The organism is Pseudoxanthomonas dokdonensis (assembly GCF_001431405.1).
GTDB lineage: Bacteria > Pseudomonadota > Gammaproteobacteria > Xanthomonadales > Xanthomonadaceae > Pseudoxanthomonas_A > Pseudoxanthomonas_A dokdonensis.
Genome location: NZ_LDJL01000005.1, coordinates 190,667 through 206,012 on the forward strand (window position 1 = coordinate 190,667; position 15,346 = coordinate 206,012).

Consider the following 15,346-nt stretch of genomic DNA (forward strand, 5'->3'; position numbering starts at 1 on the left):
GTGCAAGCCGGGCTTTTTTCTTTGGCTCTCGAGCCAGCTGTCGCTTACATCCAGCGACCCGCGCGCTGGCTGGCCTGCGACTGTGCCGGTTCGCCTTTCAAGCGCTGCCAGATCGCCTGCATCACCGGTTGCGCGTTCTGCCAGGCAATCAGGTCGTCGGCGCGATATTTGTGGTAACGGGCCTGCAAAGTCGGCTGGACTTCGTCAAAGCTCTGCCGGTGATTGAGCAGGTAGGTGTCGTAACCAATCTTGATGCAGTTCTCCAGCGCGTCGCGGGTGGCGCCCAGCAGTTGCAGCTTGCCGTCGCTCTGCTGGCTCTGCCAGTACTTGAGCTCGGACTCGATGTCGACCACCTGGGCCAGGGGATTTTCCTGCGACTGACGCGTCCTGGTGCTGTGCCACATATGAGCCTCCGTTGATGTGCGTGGGAGACAAGTCTGGATCAGAAACATGAACAATTTACGGCGTGGTCGGCAGCGTTCACGTTGCAGGTTCATGTTTGCCGATTCGAGGTGAAGAACAACACCGTCGATACAATCCGTGCACGCCGTCTTGACACTTTCCGGCGGAAAAAACACCGCCACCACCTCGCCGCCGCGCTGGCAACCGCTTGTTCAGAGGGCGACGCTGTCCAGTAGCGCCAGGAATGCGCGAAGCGCCGGTGAGGGCGGGCGATGGGCCAGCGTCAACTGGTACAGCGAACGCTGCAGCGACGATGCCGAAGACGATGGCCATGCAACCACGTGCACCCGTTGCAGCTGCAACAGATCGGCAACCACCACCCGCGGCAACAATGACACCCCGTCGCCGGCTGCCACCGCTTGGGCAATCGCTTCGTTGCTGCCCATCCTCAGCTGGCGTTCGGGCAGCAGCGACTGTTGTGCTAGCCATGCCTCGATCATCTGCCCAGTGCCGGAACCGGCTTCGCGGGTCAGCCAGAGACAGGACGTCAGCATCGCCGCGGTCACCGTCGCCGTGCCTGCCAGGGGGTGCTGGCTGCCACAGACCAGCACCAGCGGTTCCTCTCGCCACGGTACCGCCTGGATGCCGGTTTCGCTGACCTGTCCTTCAACCCAGCCGATGTCGAGCCGGTAGTCCAGCAGCGCCTGGGCGATATCGCAGGTGTTGCCGATGCGCAGTTCGACATCAATGGCCGGATGCAGGGTTTTGTAGCGCGCCACCCACCGCGGCAGCCAGTAGCCGCCGATGGTGGTGCTGGCACCCAGGCGCAGGGCACCCGCCTTGATCTGGGCGCGATCGGCCATGTCGTCGCTGGCGGCCTGCTCCAGCGCGAAGATGACCCGCGCATGCTGGTGCAAGGCCTCACCGTGGCCGGTCAGCTGCACGCCGCGCAGGCTCTTGCCGTCCAGCGGGCTGCGTTCCAGCAATGGCAGGCCGAGCTGGTGTTCGAGCTGCTTGAGCGCCTTGGACACCGCCGATTGGGTCAGGCACAACGCCTGCGCGGCGCGGCTGACGCCACCGTGTTCGACCACCGCCAGGAAAACGCGCAACCGGTGCAGATTCATCGCTGCATGAGCCAGATTCATGTATTGATGAAGTATATGCGTTTGATTCCATCAGGCCAGCCAGCCACGCTTGTCGCTGGCAACGATGGAACTGGCGACATGGCAACCCTGGCACCCACAACGCAGCCGCGACCGGCACTGGGCCTGATGCTCTGTCTCGCAGTCGCCCTGGCCGGCATGGCCCTGGGCCAGCTGCCATGGCTGCAGGCGCATGGGCTGGGCGCGCTGACCCTGGCGATCATCACCGGCATCGTGCTGGGCAACACCGTGTTTCCGCGCTGGGCAGCGGCCATCGGCAGCGGCGTGGATATCGGCAAGGGCCGGTTGTTGCGCTGGGGCATCGTGCTGTACGGGTTCCGGGTCAGCCTGGCCGATATCGTCGCGGTTGGGCCGACCGGCCTGGCCATCGACGCGCTGATGCTGGCCTCGGTATTCCTGCTGGCGGTGTGGGTCGGCACCCGCTGGCTGAAGCTGGACCGCGACACCGCGATGCTGATTGGCGCCGGCAGCGCCATCTGCGGCGCCGCGGCGGTGCTGGCCACCGAGCCGGTGCTGCGCGCGCCGGCGCACAAGGTCTCGGTGGCGGTGGCGACAGTGGTGGTGTTCGGCACCGTGGCGATGTTCCTCTACCCGCTGCTGTATCCACTGATGGGGATCAGCGCGCACGGCTACGGCCTGTATGTCGGATCGACCGTCCACGAAGTCGCCCAGGTGGTGGTCGCCGGGCAGGCCATCGGCAGCGACGCCGGCCATGTCGCGGTCATCGAGAAAATGTTGCGGGTGATGCTGCTGGCACCGTTCCTGATGCTGCTGTCGGCGTGGCTCACCCGCGGTACCGCTCAGCCGGGCGGTCATGCTGGCCGGCGCATCAGCGTGCCGTGGTTCGCGCTGGGGTTCATCGCGGTCAGTGCATTCAATTCACTGTCGTGGTTGCCGTCGACGACGCTGGCCTGGATCAACCTGCTGGACACGGTGCTGCTGGCCACCGCGATGGCCGGGCTCGGCCTGCGCACCTCGCTGGACGCCATCCGCCAGGCCGGCGTGCGGCCGCTGCTGCTGGCGGCAGTGCTGTTCGGCTGGCTGCTGGTCGGTGGCTTCGCCGTCAATCAAACGCTGCAGGCGTTGCTGGCTGGCTGAAAGGCAACGCCTGCGACGGTAATCACGGCATTGCGCGCCGCGTGGGCCCGGCCTGGTCCACAACCTTCCGCTGTTCAGCGGGCATGCCTCGACTGACCCGTCTTGCGTTGCAGCAACCGGCGCAGCAACCGTTGTCTTTCATCCACGACCGCCGTTGATCTCAATCAAATACAGCGGCGCCGGCACCGGGTAATATTGACTCGAGTAACACCTTATGCTCTTTTGGTGTCGGTAATGACAGCATCAACGTGCCGACCTCGATGACGGATCCGGTCGGTTGGCAATACTTGCATCGGAGCCACTTTTGCCTCCTCCGCCAGGGGCAAGCCGCCACGCTGGAACACTTCGTCCGCCGCCCTGCCCGCCCCGGTCGCGTCGCCAGCCAGCCCAGAACGAACCCATCAACTTGACACAAACACCACCAGACGGCGCTTGCCGTTTCCCTGCCGATGGATAGCAGGCCGTTGGTGCACCGCGTTCCCCCGAGCAGCGACTCATTGATCTCTACACAGGAAAGTTGGAGTCTGAAATGAAAAACACCCATAGCAAATTGTTCCTCGCCTGCACCGCGCTGATGTTCGGCGTGGCCGGCTGCAAGGACGGCACCCCTGCCGCCAATGGCGATACGGCCAGCGCGCCAACCGCCTCGGCCAATGCCGCCGGCAATACTTCCAGCGGCGATTACCAGTTCAGCGATGCACAGAAGGACGCCACCGACTACACCCGCGACGCCAACCAGAAGGTACTCGGCGAGCTCGACTTCGCCGACAAGACCGCATTCGCCGACGTCGACCGTGGCTTCATCGCCCCGCTGCCCAACAACGGCGACATCGAGGGTGTGTTCAGCGCCACCAAGATGAACTTCATGCAGGACAAGGACGCACCGGCCACGGTCAATCCCAGCCTGTGGCGGCACGCACAGCTGGTCAATCGCGGCGGCCTGTACCAGGTCACCGATCACATCTACCAGGTGCGCGGCCAGGATCTGGTCAACCTGAGCATCATCGAAACCGACAACGGCATCATCCTCTACGACATCGAGTACTTCGCCGACACCCTGGCGGCCTCGATCAAACTGTACGAGGAACATCGCGGCAAGAAGCCGCTGAAAGGCGTGATCATCTCGCATAGCCACGCCGACCATTTCGGTGGTTTCGACGGCATCTACAAAGCAGGCCTGGCAACCAGGGAAGACTTCAGCAGTGGCAGGATCCCGCTGATCGCACCGGAAGGTTTCGTCAAGGAATCGGTCAGTGAAAACGTCATGGCCGGCAACATCATGGCCCGTCGCGCCGGTTACCAGTACGGCAACGTGCTGGAACCCGGTCCCAAGGGCTCGATCACCGCGGCGCTGGGCGCTGCGCTGGCCAATGGCGCCTCTTCGCTGCCGATCCCCAACAAGAGCATTACCAAGGATGGCGAAAAGGTCACCATCGATGGCGTGACCTTCGAGTTCTACCTGACCCCGCATGCCGAAGCCCCGGCCGAGATGGTGTTCTACATCCCGCAGTGGAAGGCGCTGTCGATGGCCGAGGAGCTCAACCACCTGCAGCACAACATCTACACCCTGCGTGGCGCGCAGACCCGTGATGCCAGCGTCTGGGCCTCGTACCTGGGCGCGGCGCTGGCACGCTGGGGCAAGGACGTGGAGGTCAACTTCGGTCCGCATACCTGGCCGGTGTGGGGCAACGAAAACGTCACCAAGTACCTGGCCGACCAGCGCGACCTCTACCAGTCGATCTACAACACCACCCTGCGCTACGCCAACTACGGCTACCGCCCGGATGACATCGCCGAATCGGCGGCGCTGCCGAAGTCGGTGTTCAACGAGTGGAACAACCGTCCGTATTACGGCAGCACCAAGAACAACCTCAAGGCGACCTATGTCCGCAACCTGGGCTGGTTCAACGGCAACTCGACCGAGCTGGCCAAGTACCCGGACGGCGAACGTGGCAAACGCTACGTCGAAGCCATGGGCGGCGAAGGCAAGGTGCTGGATGCGGCGCTGGCCAGCTACAAGAAGGGCGACTACCGCTTCACCGTCGACCTGCTCAACAACATCGTCGCCTATGACGGCAGCAACAAGAACGTCAACCTGCTGATGGCCGATGCCTTCGAGCAACTCGGTTACCAGGAGGAAAACGCGCTCTATCGCAACCTGTACCTGTCCAGCGCCAAGGAACTGCGCATGGGTGGCAGCGTGCCGAATGCGCTGAGCACGATTTCGCCGGAAGTGATTGCGGCGTTGCCCGCGGATCTGTTCATGTCCTACATCAGCATGACCGTGGATCAGACCAAGGCCGAGGCACTGGGCGATTACACCGTCAACGTCGACCTGCGTGGCGAAGGCAAGTTCCGCCTGGACCTGCACAACGGTGTGCTCAATTACCTGCAGGGCTATTCGGCCGACAAGCCTGATGCGGCGCTGAGCATCGGCAAGACTGATCTGATCGCGGTCGCCGCCGGCAAGGCCAAGCTCGACGATCTGGCCGGCAACGGCAAGGCCGCCATCACCGGTGACAAGGAAGTGCTGAACAAGATTGCCAGCGTGTTCGACAACGGGATGAAGAACAACATGAACCTGGTACTGCCGCTGCAACCGGAAAACCAGATCAAGTAAGCGTTGCCGACAACCCTGCGGGCCGTCATCAACGGTCCGCGGGCCACAAAGAAAAAAGCGCCCTGTCCGGGCGCTTTTTTTCATGCTCCAGGCAATTGCCGGTCAGTTGGCAAACTGCATGTTGAAGCCGACGAACACCTGCCATTCCGGCCAGCCCGGGCCCTTGTCGGCGACCGACCACTGCGGCTCGATGAAGATGTTGTAGACCGTGCCCGGGGTCTGGATGACCTTGCCGATGCCCAAACCCAGCGGAACGCTGTAACCATCGTTCTCGAAGTTGTAGGCCATGATCCCGGTCGAACGCAGGTACGCGCCATTGCCGAGCTGGTACATCGCGAACGGCTGGAACGCGCCCAGGTTGACGTTGGCGCGGTCATCATCGCCGGCAAAACTGTGCTGCCAGGTCAACAGATAGCCGTACTGGAACTTCGCCGACTCCGCATTGAACAGCACGTTGGCGAAACCGGCCGACCACTTGCCGCTGCCGACCTCGTCCTTGCCGCTGGGCGCATTGACCAGCGGTCCGATACCGAAGCTGACCGCCGGGTTGCCGGTGTCGATCAGGTAGGCGGCAAACGCATTGATGTCGCCAAAGCCGGTGACCGTGCTCAGGTTGGTGCCGACCGGCGAGCTGTTGACCGGCAGCGACGCACGCAGCAGCCAGTTGCTTTCGCCAATCTTGAATGGCTTGGCGAAGCGGACCCAGAACTGGTTGGCGCTCTTGTCTTCCGGCGCGGTCAGTTCCCCGATGTAGTAGTCATGGAAGTTGAGCGCGGTGAAGTTGGCCAGCGGGTTGTTGGCCTGCGCGGCGGCGGCACCGGCGTCCTGGGCCATCGCGGGCAGACAGGCGGCGAGTGCCAGGACGGGACTGGCGAGCAGATATTTCATGGACACGATCACGCTCCTTGATAAAGGTTTTCCACGACGGCGGATCGGCAGATCCGCGACTGCCGACACTATAGTTCAATCAAATGCGCGGCGTGTGATATCCGGCTGATCAGGCGGGGCAGCGCGCTTATAACTCCGTGATGCCCCGCTTCGTTGCACTGCCGTGTGCGGTGGCGCCATCCGCCGCGCACCGCACGCCGCCAGCGCGCTCAGCCCTGGCCCTTGGCGCGGGCGAACGCCGCGGCCAATGCGCTGTCGGCCGGCGCCGCCGAGGGCTTGGCCGGGCCGCCGCTTCTGCGCGCGTCAGCACGGTCGCCACGGGCGGCCGGATTGCCGCGCCCGGCTGGCGCGCGATCCTCGCGCGGGCCAGCGGCCGGCGGCGCATCGTCGAGGCGCCGGGTCAGCGCGATGCGCTTGCGCGCCACGTCGACCTCCAGCACCTTGACCTTGACGATGTCACCGGCCTTGACCACCTCGCGCGGATCCTTGACGTAGCGATCGGCCAGCGCCGAAATATGGATCAGGCCGTCCTGGTGGACGCCGATGTCGACGAAGGCACCAAAGGCGGCGACATTGCTGATCACGCCTTCCAGGATCATTCCTTCGCGCAGATCCTTGATGTCCTCGACGCCATCGGCGAAACGCGCGGCCTTGAACTCCGGGCGCGGGTCACGGCCCGGCTTTTCCAGTTCCTTGAGGATGTCGCGGATGGTCGGCACGCCGAACTTGTCGTCGGTGTACTGCTCGGGCTTGATCGCGCGCAGGAAGCTGGTGTCGCCAATGATCTGCTTCACGTCGCGCTGGCTGCCGGCGAGGATCCGCTCGACCACCGGATACGCTTCCGGATGCACCGACGATGCGTCCAGCGGATGATCGCCGTCGGCGATGCGCAGGAAGCCGGCGCACTGCTCGAAGGTCTTCTCGCCCAGCCGCGGCACCTCCAGCAAGGCCTTGCGGCTGCGGAACGCGCCATGCTGGTCGCGGAAGCGGACGATGTTGTCGGCGACGCTGGCCGACAGGCCCGAGACCCGGGTCAGCAGCGCGGCCGAGGCGGTGTTGACGTCGACGCCGACCGCGTTGACGCAGTCCTCGACCCGCGCATCCAGCGCCCGCGCCAGCCGGAAACCATCGACATCGTGCTGGTACTGGCCGACGCCAATGGCCTTGGGTTCAATCTTGACCAGCTCGGCCAGTGGGTCCTGCAGGCGGCGCGCGATCGACACCGCGCCACGCAGGCTGACGTCCAGATCCGGGAACTCCCTGGCCGCGAATTCGGAGGCCGAATAGACCGAGGCGCCGGCCTCGCTGACCACTACTTTCTGCAGCTTCAACTGCGGCGCCAGCTTGATCAGATCGCCAGCCAGCTTGTCGGTCTCACGGCTGGCGGTGCCGTTGCCGATCGCGATCAGCTGCACCTGGTGGGCCACGCACAACCTGTTCAACACCTGCAGCGACTGGTCCCACTGCCGGCGGGGTTCATGCGGGTAGATGGTCTCGGTGGCCAGCAGCTTGCCGGTGGCATCGACCACCGCTACCTTGACCCCCGTGCGCAGGCCCGGGTCCAGGCCCAGCACCGCACGCGGGCCGGCCGGTGCGGCCAGCAGCAGGTCCTTGAGGTTGTCACCGAACACGGCGATGGCTTCGGCTTCGGCTTTCTCGCGTGCCTGGCTGAACAGATCCAGCAGCAGGTGCATATGCAGTTTGGCCCGCCAGGTCAGCCGGCAGGCATCCAGCAGCCATTTGTCCGCGGGCCGGCCCTGGGCGCTGATGCCAGCGTGCACCGCGACCCGGCCTTCGCCCTGCAGATGGCCGGCTTCGGCATCGCTGCCCGGGTCCAGGTCCAGGTGCAGGATTTCCTCACGGCGCGCGCGGAACAGCGCCAGCAGGCGGTGCGAGGGAATCCGGGCCAGGTTTTCGGCGTGATCGAAGTAATCGCGGTACTTGGCGCCTTCGGTTTTCTTGCCGCTGGCTACCCGCGCGCGGATTACCCCGACCTCACCCAGCCAGTTGCGCAGCTCGCCGACCAGGCTCGCGTCTTCGCCCCAGCGCTCCATCAGGATCGCGCGCGCGCCATCCAGCGCCGCCTTGGCATCGGCCACGCCCTTGTCGGCGTCGACATAGCTCTGGGCAACGGTTTCCGGCACCTGTTGCGGATCTGCCAGCAGGCTGTCGGCCAGCGGTTCCAGCCCGGCCTCACGCGCGATCTGTGCCTTGGTCCGGCGCTTCTGCTTGTACGGCAGGTACAGATCTTCCAACCGAGACTTGCTGTCGGCGGCTTCGATATCGGCGCGCAGCTCGTCGCTCAGCTTGCCCTGCTCTTCGATGCTGGCCAGCACCGCGGCGCGGCGGTCTTCCAGCTCGCGCAGGTAGCCCAGCCGGCTTTCCAGATTGCGCAGCTGGGTATCGTCGAGGCCGCCGGTGACTTCCTTGCGGTAGCGGGCGATGAACGGCACCGTCGCGCCTTCGTCCAGCAGGGTGATCGCGGACAACGCCTGCGAGGTGTCGGCGCCGATTTCGGCGGCAATGGTACGGGCGATGTGCAGGGCGAGTTTGGACGAGGTGTCTTGCATGATCTCTTGCTGGTTCCGTTGCGTGTGATTTGCGGTTGCCCGGCATCCCGGGCAGGAGCCCGATTGTGGCAAGCTAGCCGCTGCAGCGGAACCCGTTGACAGGCTGCGGATTTTGCCCGCCCGAAACTGTCACAACCGCGCCAATGCTGGCGCGTCCGCGCTGCAACCTGCTTCCTGGAACTTCAACACACGGCCATGCCACGTCATTTCAAGACGCTCAGCGACAGCACCCTGATCGAGTTCGACCGAGGCATGTTCGACCCTTGGTGTGTCTACGTCACCCCGCCGGGCGGACGCCGGTTCGCGCCGCGCGATGGCTGGTATTTCGCTGAGCTGGTCCGACTGGGCGAACGCCATGGTCATTGGCGCATCTATCTCGACTTTGTGCAGGTGTTCATGCGTACCAGCGACCAGCTGGATGCTGAATTGAACCAGGACATTTCGCGGATGGCCGCGGCCTATGCTGAAGACGCACTGTTGATGGATGTGCTGTTGACGGTGCTGTACGCCGGCATGCTGGCCGAGGAAAACAAGGCGCGGGGGCCGCTCGGCAAGCGGATCAAGCGGCTGGGCCTGCATCAATGCCTGATTGAAGGCATGCCGGCCGAGGCCGCGGCCGCCTACAGCCGCGGCCGCGATGCGACATCGCTGGCCGCCGAGTGCAGCGCCCGCGGCTTCTAACCCCACGTAGAGCGGAGCTTGCTCCGCTGCAGTGCCTGCTCCAACTGCAATGCCGCTCCGCTGCAATGCTTGCTCCAACTGCATTGCCCGCTCCGTTGCAGTGCCTGCGAGCGGAATACTTCAGCCGAGCAAGCTCGGCTCTACCGCAAAAAAAGGGGCCGTATCGCTACGGCCCCGGCGTTTCTGCAAGCGTGTATCAGCCGCCAGCCTGGACCGGCAGCAGGCGGATCTCGACCCGGCGGTTGGCGGCGCGGCCAGCGTCGGTGTCATTGCTGGCAATCGGCATGCGTTCGCCCATGCCGATGACTTCCAGGCGCTCGCGGATCACGCCCTGGCCGACCAGATAGCTGGCCACGGCATTGGCACGCTGCTCGGACAGGGTCTGGTTGCTGGCATCGCTGCCGACGCTGTCGGTGTGGCCGCTGACTTCGACAATGGTCTGGTTGTACTGGGCCAGGGTCTTGGCGACGTTGTTGAGCGCGCCATAGAACTCGGGCTTGAGATCGGCCTTGGCGAAATCGAAGGTCACGCCATTGGGCAGGTTGAGCTTGATCACATCGCCATCACGGCTGACGTCGATGCCGGTGCCAGCGGTCTGGCGGCGCAGTTCGGCTTCCTGGCGGTCCTGGTAGGCACCGATGGAACCGCCGGCCAGGCCGCCGATGCCGGCGCCGACCATTGCATGCTGGCGGCGCTCGGTAGCGTCGTCGCCGGTCAGCAGGCCGGCCAGCACGCCGATGCCGGCGCCAATCAGCGCGCCGTTGCGGGTACGGTTGGGATCGTTCGGGTCGCTGGTCTGGCCGGTGTAGCTGGCGCAGGACACCATCAGCATGCTGGTGGCCAAAGCAATCAAACTGGTCTTCAAAGCGGTGTTCTTCATCAGTGTCTCCTCGTCGTCGGCATCGGCCGGGGCTGTTCAGCGTCGTCAAGATACGCGAGGCAGTGGCTAACGATCCGTGAACGATACAGCGGCGGCGCCAACGTCGTTCAGGTTTGTCCCGGCGGTGTCGTCACCGCGACCGCCACGCCCTGCCCGCTCACACCTTGCTGTCGCGATAAGCCGCCAGTGCCGCGTCACGGCCCTGCTCGAGATCGACGATCGGATTGGCCGGATAACCGGGCGGCCGCGCGTCAGCCGGCAGTTGCCAGGGTGCGAACCGCGCCGGCACCGGCAACGACGCCAGCTCGGGTACCCAACGGGCGATGTACTGCCCGTTCGGATCGAACTTGCGCGCCTGCAGCACTGGATTGAACACCCGGAAGTACGGCGCGGCATCGGCGCCGGTGCCGGCGGTCCACTGCCAGCCCAGGCTGTTGTTGGCCAGGTCGGCATCGACCAAAGTGTCCCAGAACCACTGCGCACCGTGCCGCCAGTGCATGCGCAGGTGCTTGCACAGGAAGCTGGCGACGATCATCCGCACCCGGTTGTGCATGTAGCCGGTCGCCCACAGCTCGCGCATGCCGGCATCGACAATCGGCACCCCGGTCTGGCCGCGCTGCCAGGCCTGCAACAGCGCCGGTGCCGGTTCGGCCCAGCGGAAGCCAGCGAAGCGCGGATTGAAGTCCTGCTGGGCGCTGTCGGGGAAATGGTGCAGCAGGTGATGGGCAAAATCGCGCCAGCCCAGTTCACGCAGATAGGCGTCGATATCGGCACTGCTGCCTGCATTGCGTTGCTGCTGCAACCGGTGGGCGATACGCCAGGGCGCGACTTCACCGAAATGCAGATGCGGTGACAGCAACGAGGTGCCGACCCGGTCCGGGCGATCGCGGTCACTGCGGTAACCGTTCAGAGCGCCTTCGATGAACACCTGCAAGGCCTCGCGCGCGCCCGCTTCGCCCGGCTGCCAGTGCTGCCAGAAGCCGGCGTCCCAGGCCAGCGCGGAGCTCAAGCGCAAGGCCGGCAACGGCAACGACGACGGAGGCATCGGCAGTTGCGGCAGCGTCGCCGGTGCATCCCAGGGCGCCGGCAATTGATCCAGCCGGGTCTGCAGGTTGCGCCAGTACGGAGTGAACACCCGGTACGGACCCTGCTGGCCGGTCTGCACGGTCCACGGTTCGAACAGCAGGCTGCCATTGAAGCTGCGCGCCAGATGACCGGCTGCGCGCAATGCCTGCTTGATCCGCGCATCGCGGGCCTGCACCGCCGGCTCGTAGCGCCGGTTCCAGAACACCGCTTCGGCGCCGGTTTGCTGCAGCAGGCTCAGCAGCGCCGGCAGCGACGGACCATGGCGCAGGCACAGCTGCGCGCCGCGTTGGCGCAGATCCAGATCCAGCGCCTGCAGGGAGCGCTGGCGCCAGCGTTCGGACGCCTGTCCCGGCTGCCAAGGCGCTTCTTCCCCGGGTGCGTGGATGTAGACTGGTACCGGCGTGTAGCCGGCTTCCAGCGCGGCCCGTAGCGCCGGGTGGTCATCCAGGCGCAGGTCGTTGCGGAACCAGACCAGGGCTGTGGCCATGCGCGGTCGCTTATTCGAAACTGCCGATCGAATCGTGGGCCAGGTTGTCGAAGCGGGTGTATTCGCCGAAGAACTTGAGCTTGATCGAACCGGTCGGGCCGGAACGCTGCTTGCCGATGATCACCTCGGCCAGGCCCTTGTCCGGCGAATTTTCCTTGTTGTAGTAGTCATCGCGATAGATGAAGACGATGACGTCGGCGTCCTGCTCGATGGCGCCTGATTCGCGCAGGTCGGCCATCACCGGTCGCTTGTCGGTACGGGTTTCCAGCGAGCGGTTGAGCTGCGACAGCGCGATCACCGGCACGTTGAGTTCCTTGGCCAGGCCTTTCAGCGAGCGCGAGATCTCGGAGATTTCGGTGGCGCGATTTTCGCTGTTGCCCGGCACCGACATCAGCTGCAGGTAATCGATGACGATCAGGCCCAGGTCGTGTTCGCGCTTGAGCCGGCGCGCCTTGGAGCGCAGCACGTCGGGCGACAGGCCGGGGGTGTCGTCGATGAAGATCTTGGTTTCCTTGAGCATGCGGATGGCGCTGGTGACCCGGCTCCAGTCCTCGTCTTCCAGCTGGCCGGTGCGCAGACGGGTGGCGTTGACCCGGCCATTGGAGGAAATCAGGCGCAGCGCCAGCTGCGCGGCCGACATTTCCATCGAGAACACCGCCACTGCCTTCTTCGACTTGATCGCCGCGTATTCGGCCATGTTCAGTGCCAGCGTGGTCTTGCCCATCGCCGGACGCGCGGCCAGGATCAGCAGGTCGGTCGGCTGCAGGCCGGCGGTCATTTCATCGAACTCGGTGTAGCCGGTCGGCAGGCCGGTGACGCTGCCGCCGTTCTCGAAGCGGCTCTGCAGCACTTCGAACGCGTCCTTCAATGCATTGTTCATCGGCACGAAATCGGTGCGGCCGCGGGCGCCGGCCTCGGCGATGGCGAACACCTTCTGCTCGGCGATGGCCAGCATCTCGGCGCTTTCCTTGCCCTCGGGCTGGAAGGCGTCGTTGACGATGCCGGTACCGACATCGATCAGCTGGCGCATCACCGCCTTGTCGCGGACGATGTCGGCATAGGCGGTGATGTTGGCTGCCGACGGCGTGGTGCTGGCCAGCTCGATCAGGTAGCTGCCACCGGCGACCATCTCGGTCTGGCCCTGCGATTCGAACCATTCGCCCAGGGTCACCGCGTCGTAGGGGCGGCTTTTTTCCGCCAGCTCGCAGATGGCGCGGTAGATCAGCTGGTGATCGCGGCGATAGAAGTCGCGCTCGGTCAGCTTGTCGTTGATGCGGTCGTAGGCTTCCGGCGCCAGCATCAGGCCGCCCAGCACCGCCTGTTCGGCTTCAATCGAGTGCGGTGGTATCCGCAGTTGTTCGATGCGTGCTTCGTGTGGATCGGGGCGGAAACCTTGGGTGGCGGGCATGATGCGGGGAAGCTCCTGCGGCCGGGATGCGGCGTGCGATGGATGAAACGACCGGTCATGGTAGTCGGCCCACGGGGTCGTGCGTTGCAGATAACCCTGTGGATAAGGCTGGAATAACCGGTGGGCATCTCAGCAGCTGAGATTTGCCCGACGCAAACGAAACAGGCGCCCCGAAAGGCGCCTGTCCGTCAAACCTGTACTGAAAGCTCGGCTTATCAGGCCTCGGCTTCGACGATCACCTTGATGGTGGTCTCGACGTCGGCATGCAGCTTGGCGATGGCTTCGTACTCGCCGATGTTGCGGAACGCGCCTTCGCCCAGCACCACTTCGCTCTTTTCCAGCGGCAGGCCAGCGGCGGTGAAGGCATCGGCGATATCGCGCGGGCCGACTGAACCGAACAGCTTGCCTTCGGCCGATGCATTGGCCTTGATGGTCACGCTGGCGCCTTCCAGCTTGGCGCGACGGCTTTCGGCGTCGTCGTGGATGGACTTGGCCTTGGCTTCGTATTCGGCGCGCTTGGCTTCGAACTCGGCGACGTTGGCGGCGGTGGCCGGCACGGCCTTGCCGGTCGGCACCAGGTAGTTGCGGCCGTAGCCGGGCTTGACGCTGACCTTGTCACCCAGGGCGCCGAGGTTGGTCACTTTCTGCAGAAGAATCAGATCCATTTTATTGCTCCGTATTCGTTAGCAGGTGGGTGGATGGCCACCCTGCCCTGCAACGCATGCTGTCCGAATGGACGGGAATGAAGAACCGGCAATCGCGGCCGCCTTGCGACGGGCGCGATGCCGACACGCCTGACCGGGATCAGACGTCGTGGTTGTCGGTGTACGGGATCAGGGCCAGGAAACGGGCGCGCTTGACGGCCGTCGACAGCTGGCGCTGGTAACGCGACTTGGTGCCGGTCACGCGGCTGGGGACGATCTTGCCGGTTTCGGTCAGGTACTGGCGCAGGGTGTTGAGATCCTTGTAGTCGATCTCTTTCACGCCTTCGGCGGTGAACTTGCAGAACTTGCGGCGACGGAAGAACTTGGACATGTGTCGTGCTCCTAGAAGGCGCGCTTACGCGGCTTCGGCGTTGTCGGAATCGGAATCGGCGGCGTCGGACTTGGATGCTTCAGCGTTGTCGCTGCTGTCATCGTCGTCACGGCGGCGGCGTTCGCCACGCTCGGGCTTGTCGCCCTTCTCGTCCTTGTTCTTCATGATCAGGGACTGCTCGGTGTCGGCGTCGTCGCGCTTGATGACCAGGTGGCGCAGCACCGCGTCATTGAAGCGGAAGCCTTCCACCAGTTCGTTCAGGACCGACTGGTCGACTTCGATGTTGAGCATGACGTAGTGAGCCTTGACCAGATTCTGGATCGGATAGGCCAACTGGCGGCGACCCCAGTCTTCCAGGCGGTGGATCTTGCCGTTACCGGCTTCGATCAGGCCCTTGTAGCGCTCGACCATGGCCGGCACCTGCTCGCTCTGGTCCGGATGGACCAGGAACACGATTTCATAATGACGCATCGTTTTTACCTTTCGGATGTGGGCCCGGCACGGGATGCGTGCGGGGCGGGACAGCTCCCCGGCCATTCAGTTTGAAGGCGGTGGAGCAAGGATCCCGCAGGCGGATGCCCGCAGGAAGCCGGCAATTATCGCGCTTGATGTGATTTCATGCAAGCCCGTCCGGCATGGCGTTCAGGCCGCCGTGGCTTGCGTGGCGCGGCTTTGCAGCGACGGCGGTCAGGCCAGATCGGCCTGGGTGGTGAAGCTTTCGCCACAGCCGCATTCGGCGGTGGCGTTGGGATTGTCGAACATGAACACTTCGCTCAGGCCCTGCTTGCCGAAATCGATGCGGGTGCCGTCGACCAGGGCCAGGCTGTCGGCATCGACATAGATGCGGATGCCGTCCTGTTCGAACACGGTGTCGCCGTCCTTCCGTTCACGGGCGATATCGGTGACATGGCCCCAGCCCGAGCAGCCGGTGCGGGTCACGCCAAAGCGAAGGCCGAGCGCGCCGGGGGTTTCGTTGACGAAGCGCTGGACACGCTGGAAGGCAACCGGGGTCAGTGAAATAGCCATGA

The 15,346-nt window shown here is 64.6% G+C and carries 14 protein-coding genes; 3 read left to right on the forward strand and 11 right to left on the reverse strand.

Annotated features, from left to right (window positions below):
- Positions 1–44: 44 nt before the first annotated feature.
- Positions 45–404: a hypothetical protein gene (locus ABB29_RS05985; RefSeq protein WP_057657696.1), complete on the reverse strand. Its 360-nt coding sequence runs from the start codon at positions 402–404 to the stop codon at positions 45–47.
- A 210-nt stretch (positions 405–614) separates the two neighbouring features.
- A complete protein-coding gene (locus tag ABB29_RS05990; RefSeq protein ID WP_245622547.1) occupies positions 615–1,547 on the reverse strand; it encodes a LysR family transcriptional regulator in 933 nt (310 codons plus the stop codon).
- Between the two features lie 78 nt (positions 1,548–1,625).
- Here ABB29_RS05990 and ABB29_RS05995 point away from each other — a divergent pair, with 78 nt between their 5' ends.
- Both ABB29_RS05995 and ABB29_RS06000 read left to right on the forward strand, forming a co-directional pair.
- Positions 1,626–2,663 carry a YeiH family protein gene (locus ABB29_RS05995; protein WP_057657698.1) on the forward strand — a complete coding sequence of 346 codons (1,038 nt, stop codon included), beginning with the start codon at positions 1,626–1,628 and terminating at the stop codon, positions 2,661–2,663.
- Positions 2,664–3,192: 529 nt separating this feature from the next.
- Positions 3,193–5,283, forward strand: coding sequence for an alkyl/aryl-sulfatase (locus tag ABB29_RS06000; RefSeq protein WP_057657699.1), 2,091 nt, complete (start codon positions 3,193–3,195; stop codon positions 5,281–5,283).
- 102 nt (positions 5,284–5,385) lie between these two features.
- On the opposite strand, the gene ABB29_RS06005 is transcribed toward ABB29_RS06000, so the two are convergent.
- Positions 5,386–6,171 (reverse strand): hypothetical protein, encoded by a 786-nt coding sequence (locus ABB29_RS06005; protein WP_157062522.1) that lies wholly within the window; start codon positions 6,169–6,171, stop codon positions 5,386–5,388.
- A 209-nt stretch (positions 6,172–6,380) separates the two neighbouring features.
- Positions 6,381–8,741: a Tex family protein gene (locus tag ABB29_RS06010; RefSeq protein ID WP_057657700.1), complete on the reverse strand. Its 2,361-nt coding sequence runs from the start codon at positions 8,739–8,741 to the stop codon at positions 6,381–6,383.
- A 195-nt stretch (positions 8,742–8,936) separates the two neighbouring features.
- On the opposite strand from ABB29_RS06010, the gene ABB29_RS06015 reads away from it, so the two are divergent.
- The gene (locus ABB29_RS06015; protein WP_057657701.1) at positions 8,937–9,422 is read left to right on the forward strand and encodes a DUF7004 family protein; all 486 of its coding nucleotides are present in this window, start codon (positions 8,937–8,939) and stop codon (positions 9,420–9,422) included.
- A 196-nt stretch (positions 9,423–9,618) separates the two neighbouring features.
- On the opposite strand, the gene ABB29_RS06020 is transcribed toward ABB29_RS06015, so the two are convergent.
- The 7 genes from ABB29_RS06020 to ABB29_RS06050 form a co-directional block, all read right to left on the reverse strand.
- Positions 9,619–10,302, reverse strand: coding sequence for a YiaD family glycine zipper/OmpA-like lipoprotein (locus ABB29_RS06020; protein WP_057657702.1), 684 nt, complete (start codon positions 10,300–10,302; stop codon positions 9,619–9,621).
- Positions 10,303–10,459: 157 nt separating this feature from the next.
- On the reverse strand, positions 10,460–11,875 hold the full coding sequence (locus ABB29_RS06025) for a cryptochrome/photolyase family protein (protein WP_057657703.1): 1,416 nt from the start codon (positions 11,873–11,875) through the stop codon (positions 10,460–10,462).
- 10 nt (positions 11,876–11,885) lie between these two features.
- Positions 11,886–13,283: a replicative DNA helicase gene (locus tag ABB29_RS06030; protein ID WP_057657704.1), complete on the reverse strand. Its 1,398-nt coding sequence runs from the start codon at positions 13,281–13,283 to the stop codon at positions 11,886–11,888.
- Positions 13,284–13,498: 215 nt separating this feature from the next.
- Positions 13,499–13,948: a 50S ribosomal protein L9 gene (gene rplI / locus ABB29_RS06035; RefSeq protein WP_057657705.1), complete on the reverse strand. Its 450-nt coding sequence runs from the start codon at positions 13,946–13,948 to the stop codon at positions 13,499–13,501.
- A gap of 139 nt (positions 13,949–14,087) precedes the next feature.
- The gene (rpsR, locus tag ABB29_RS06040) at positions 14,088–14,318 is read right to left on the reverse strand and encodes a 30S ribosomal protein S18 (protein WP_057657706.1); all 231 of its coding nucleotides are present in this window, start codon (positions 14,316–14,318) and stop codon (positions 14,088–14,090) included.
- A 24-nt stretch (positions 14,319–14,342) separates the two neighbouring features.
- On the reverse strand, positions 14,343–14,789 hold the full coding sequence (rpsF, locus tag ABB29_RS06045) for a 30S ribosomal protein S6 (protein WP_057657707.1): 447 nt from the start codon (positions 14,787–14,789) through the stop codon (positions 14,343–14,345).
- A 216-nt stretch (positions 14,790–15,005) separates the two neighbouring features.
- Positions 15,006–15,344, reverse strand: a complete 339-nt coding sequence (locus ABB29_RS06050) for a HesB/IscA family protein (RefSeq protein WP_057657708.1) — start codon at positions 15,342–15,344, stop codon at positions 15,006–15,008.
- Positions 15,345–15,346 lie beyond the last annotated feature (2 nt).

Excerpts from the sequence above, each read along its gene's own strand:
- ABB29_RS05985 (WP_057657696.1), bottom strand. The coding sequence starts at position 404 with ATGTGGCACAGCACCAGGACGCGTCAGTCGCAGGAAAATCCCCTGGCC.
- ABB29_RS05990 (WP_245622547.1), bottom strand. The coding sequence starts at position 1,547 with ATGAATCTGGCTCATGCAGCGATGAATCTGCACCGGTTGCGCGTTTTC.
- ABB29_RS05995 (WP_057657698.1), top strand. The coding sequence starts at position 1,626 with ATGGCAACCCTGGCACCCACAACGCAGCCGCGACCGGCACTGGGCCTG.
- ABB29_RS06000 (WP_057657699.1), top strand. The coding sequence starts at position 3,193 with ATGAAAAACACCCATAGCAAATTGTTCCTCGCCTGCACCGCGCTGATG.
- ABB29_RS06005 (WP_157062522.1), bottom strand. The coding sequence starts at position 6,171 with ATGAAATATCTGCTCGCCAGTCCCGTCCTGGCACTCGCCGCCTGTCTG.
- ABB29_RS06010 (WP_057657700.1), bottom strand. The coding sequence starts at position 8,741 with ATGCAAGACACCTCGTCCAAACTCGCCCTGCACATCGCCCGTACCATT.
- ABB29_RS06015 (WP_057657701.1), top strand. The coding sequence starts at position 8,937 with ATGCCACGTCATTTCAAGACGCTCAGCGACAGCACCCTGATCGAGTTC.
- ABB29_RS06020 (WP_057657702.1), bottom strand. The coding sequence starts at position 10,302 with ATGAAGAACACCGCTTTGAAGACCAGTTTGATTGCTTTGGCCACCAGC.
- ABB29_RS06025 (WP_057657703.1), bottom strand. The coding sequence starts at position 11,875 with ATGGCCACAGCCCTGGTCTGGTTCCGCAACGACCTGCGCCTGGATGAC.
- ABB29_RS06030 (WP_057657704.1), bottom strand. The coding sequence starts at position 13,283 with ATGCCCGCCACCCAAGGTTTCCGCCCCGATCCACACGAAGCACGCATC.
- rplI (WP_057657705.1), bottom strand. The coding sequence starts at position 13,948 with ATGGATCTGATTCTTCTGCAGAAAGTGACCAACCTCGGCGCCCTGGGT.
- rpsR (WP_057657706.1), bottom strand. The coding sequence starts at position 14,318 with ATGTCCAAGTTCTTCCGTCGCCGCAAGTTCTGCAAGTTCACCGCCGAA.
- rpsF (WP_057657707.1), bottom strand. The coding sequence starts at position 14,789 with ATGCGTCATTATGAAATCGTGTTCCTGGTCCATCCGGACCAGAGCGAG.
- ABB29_RS06050 (WP_057657708.1), bottom strand. The coding sequence starts at position 15,344 with ATGGCTATTTCACTGACCCCGGTTGCCTTCCAGCGTGTCCAGCGCTTC.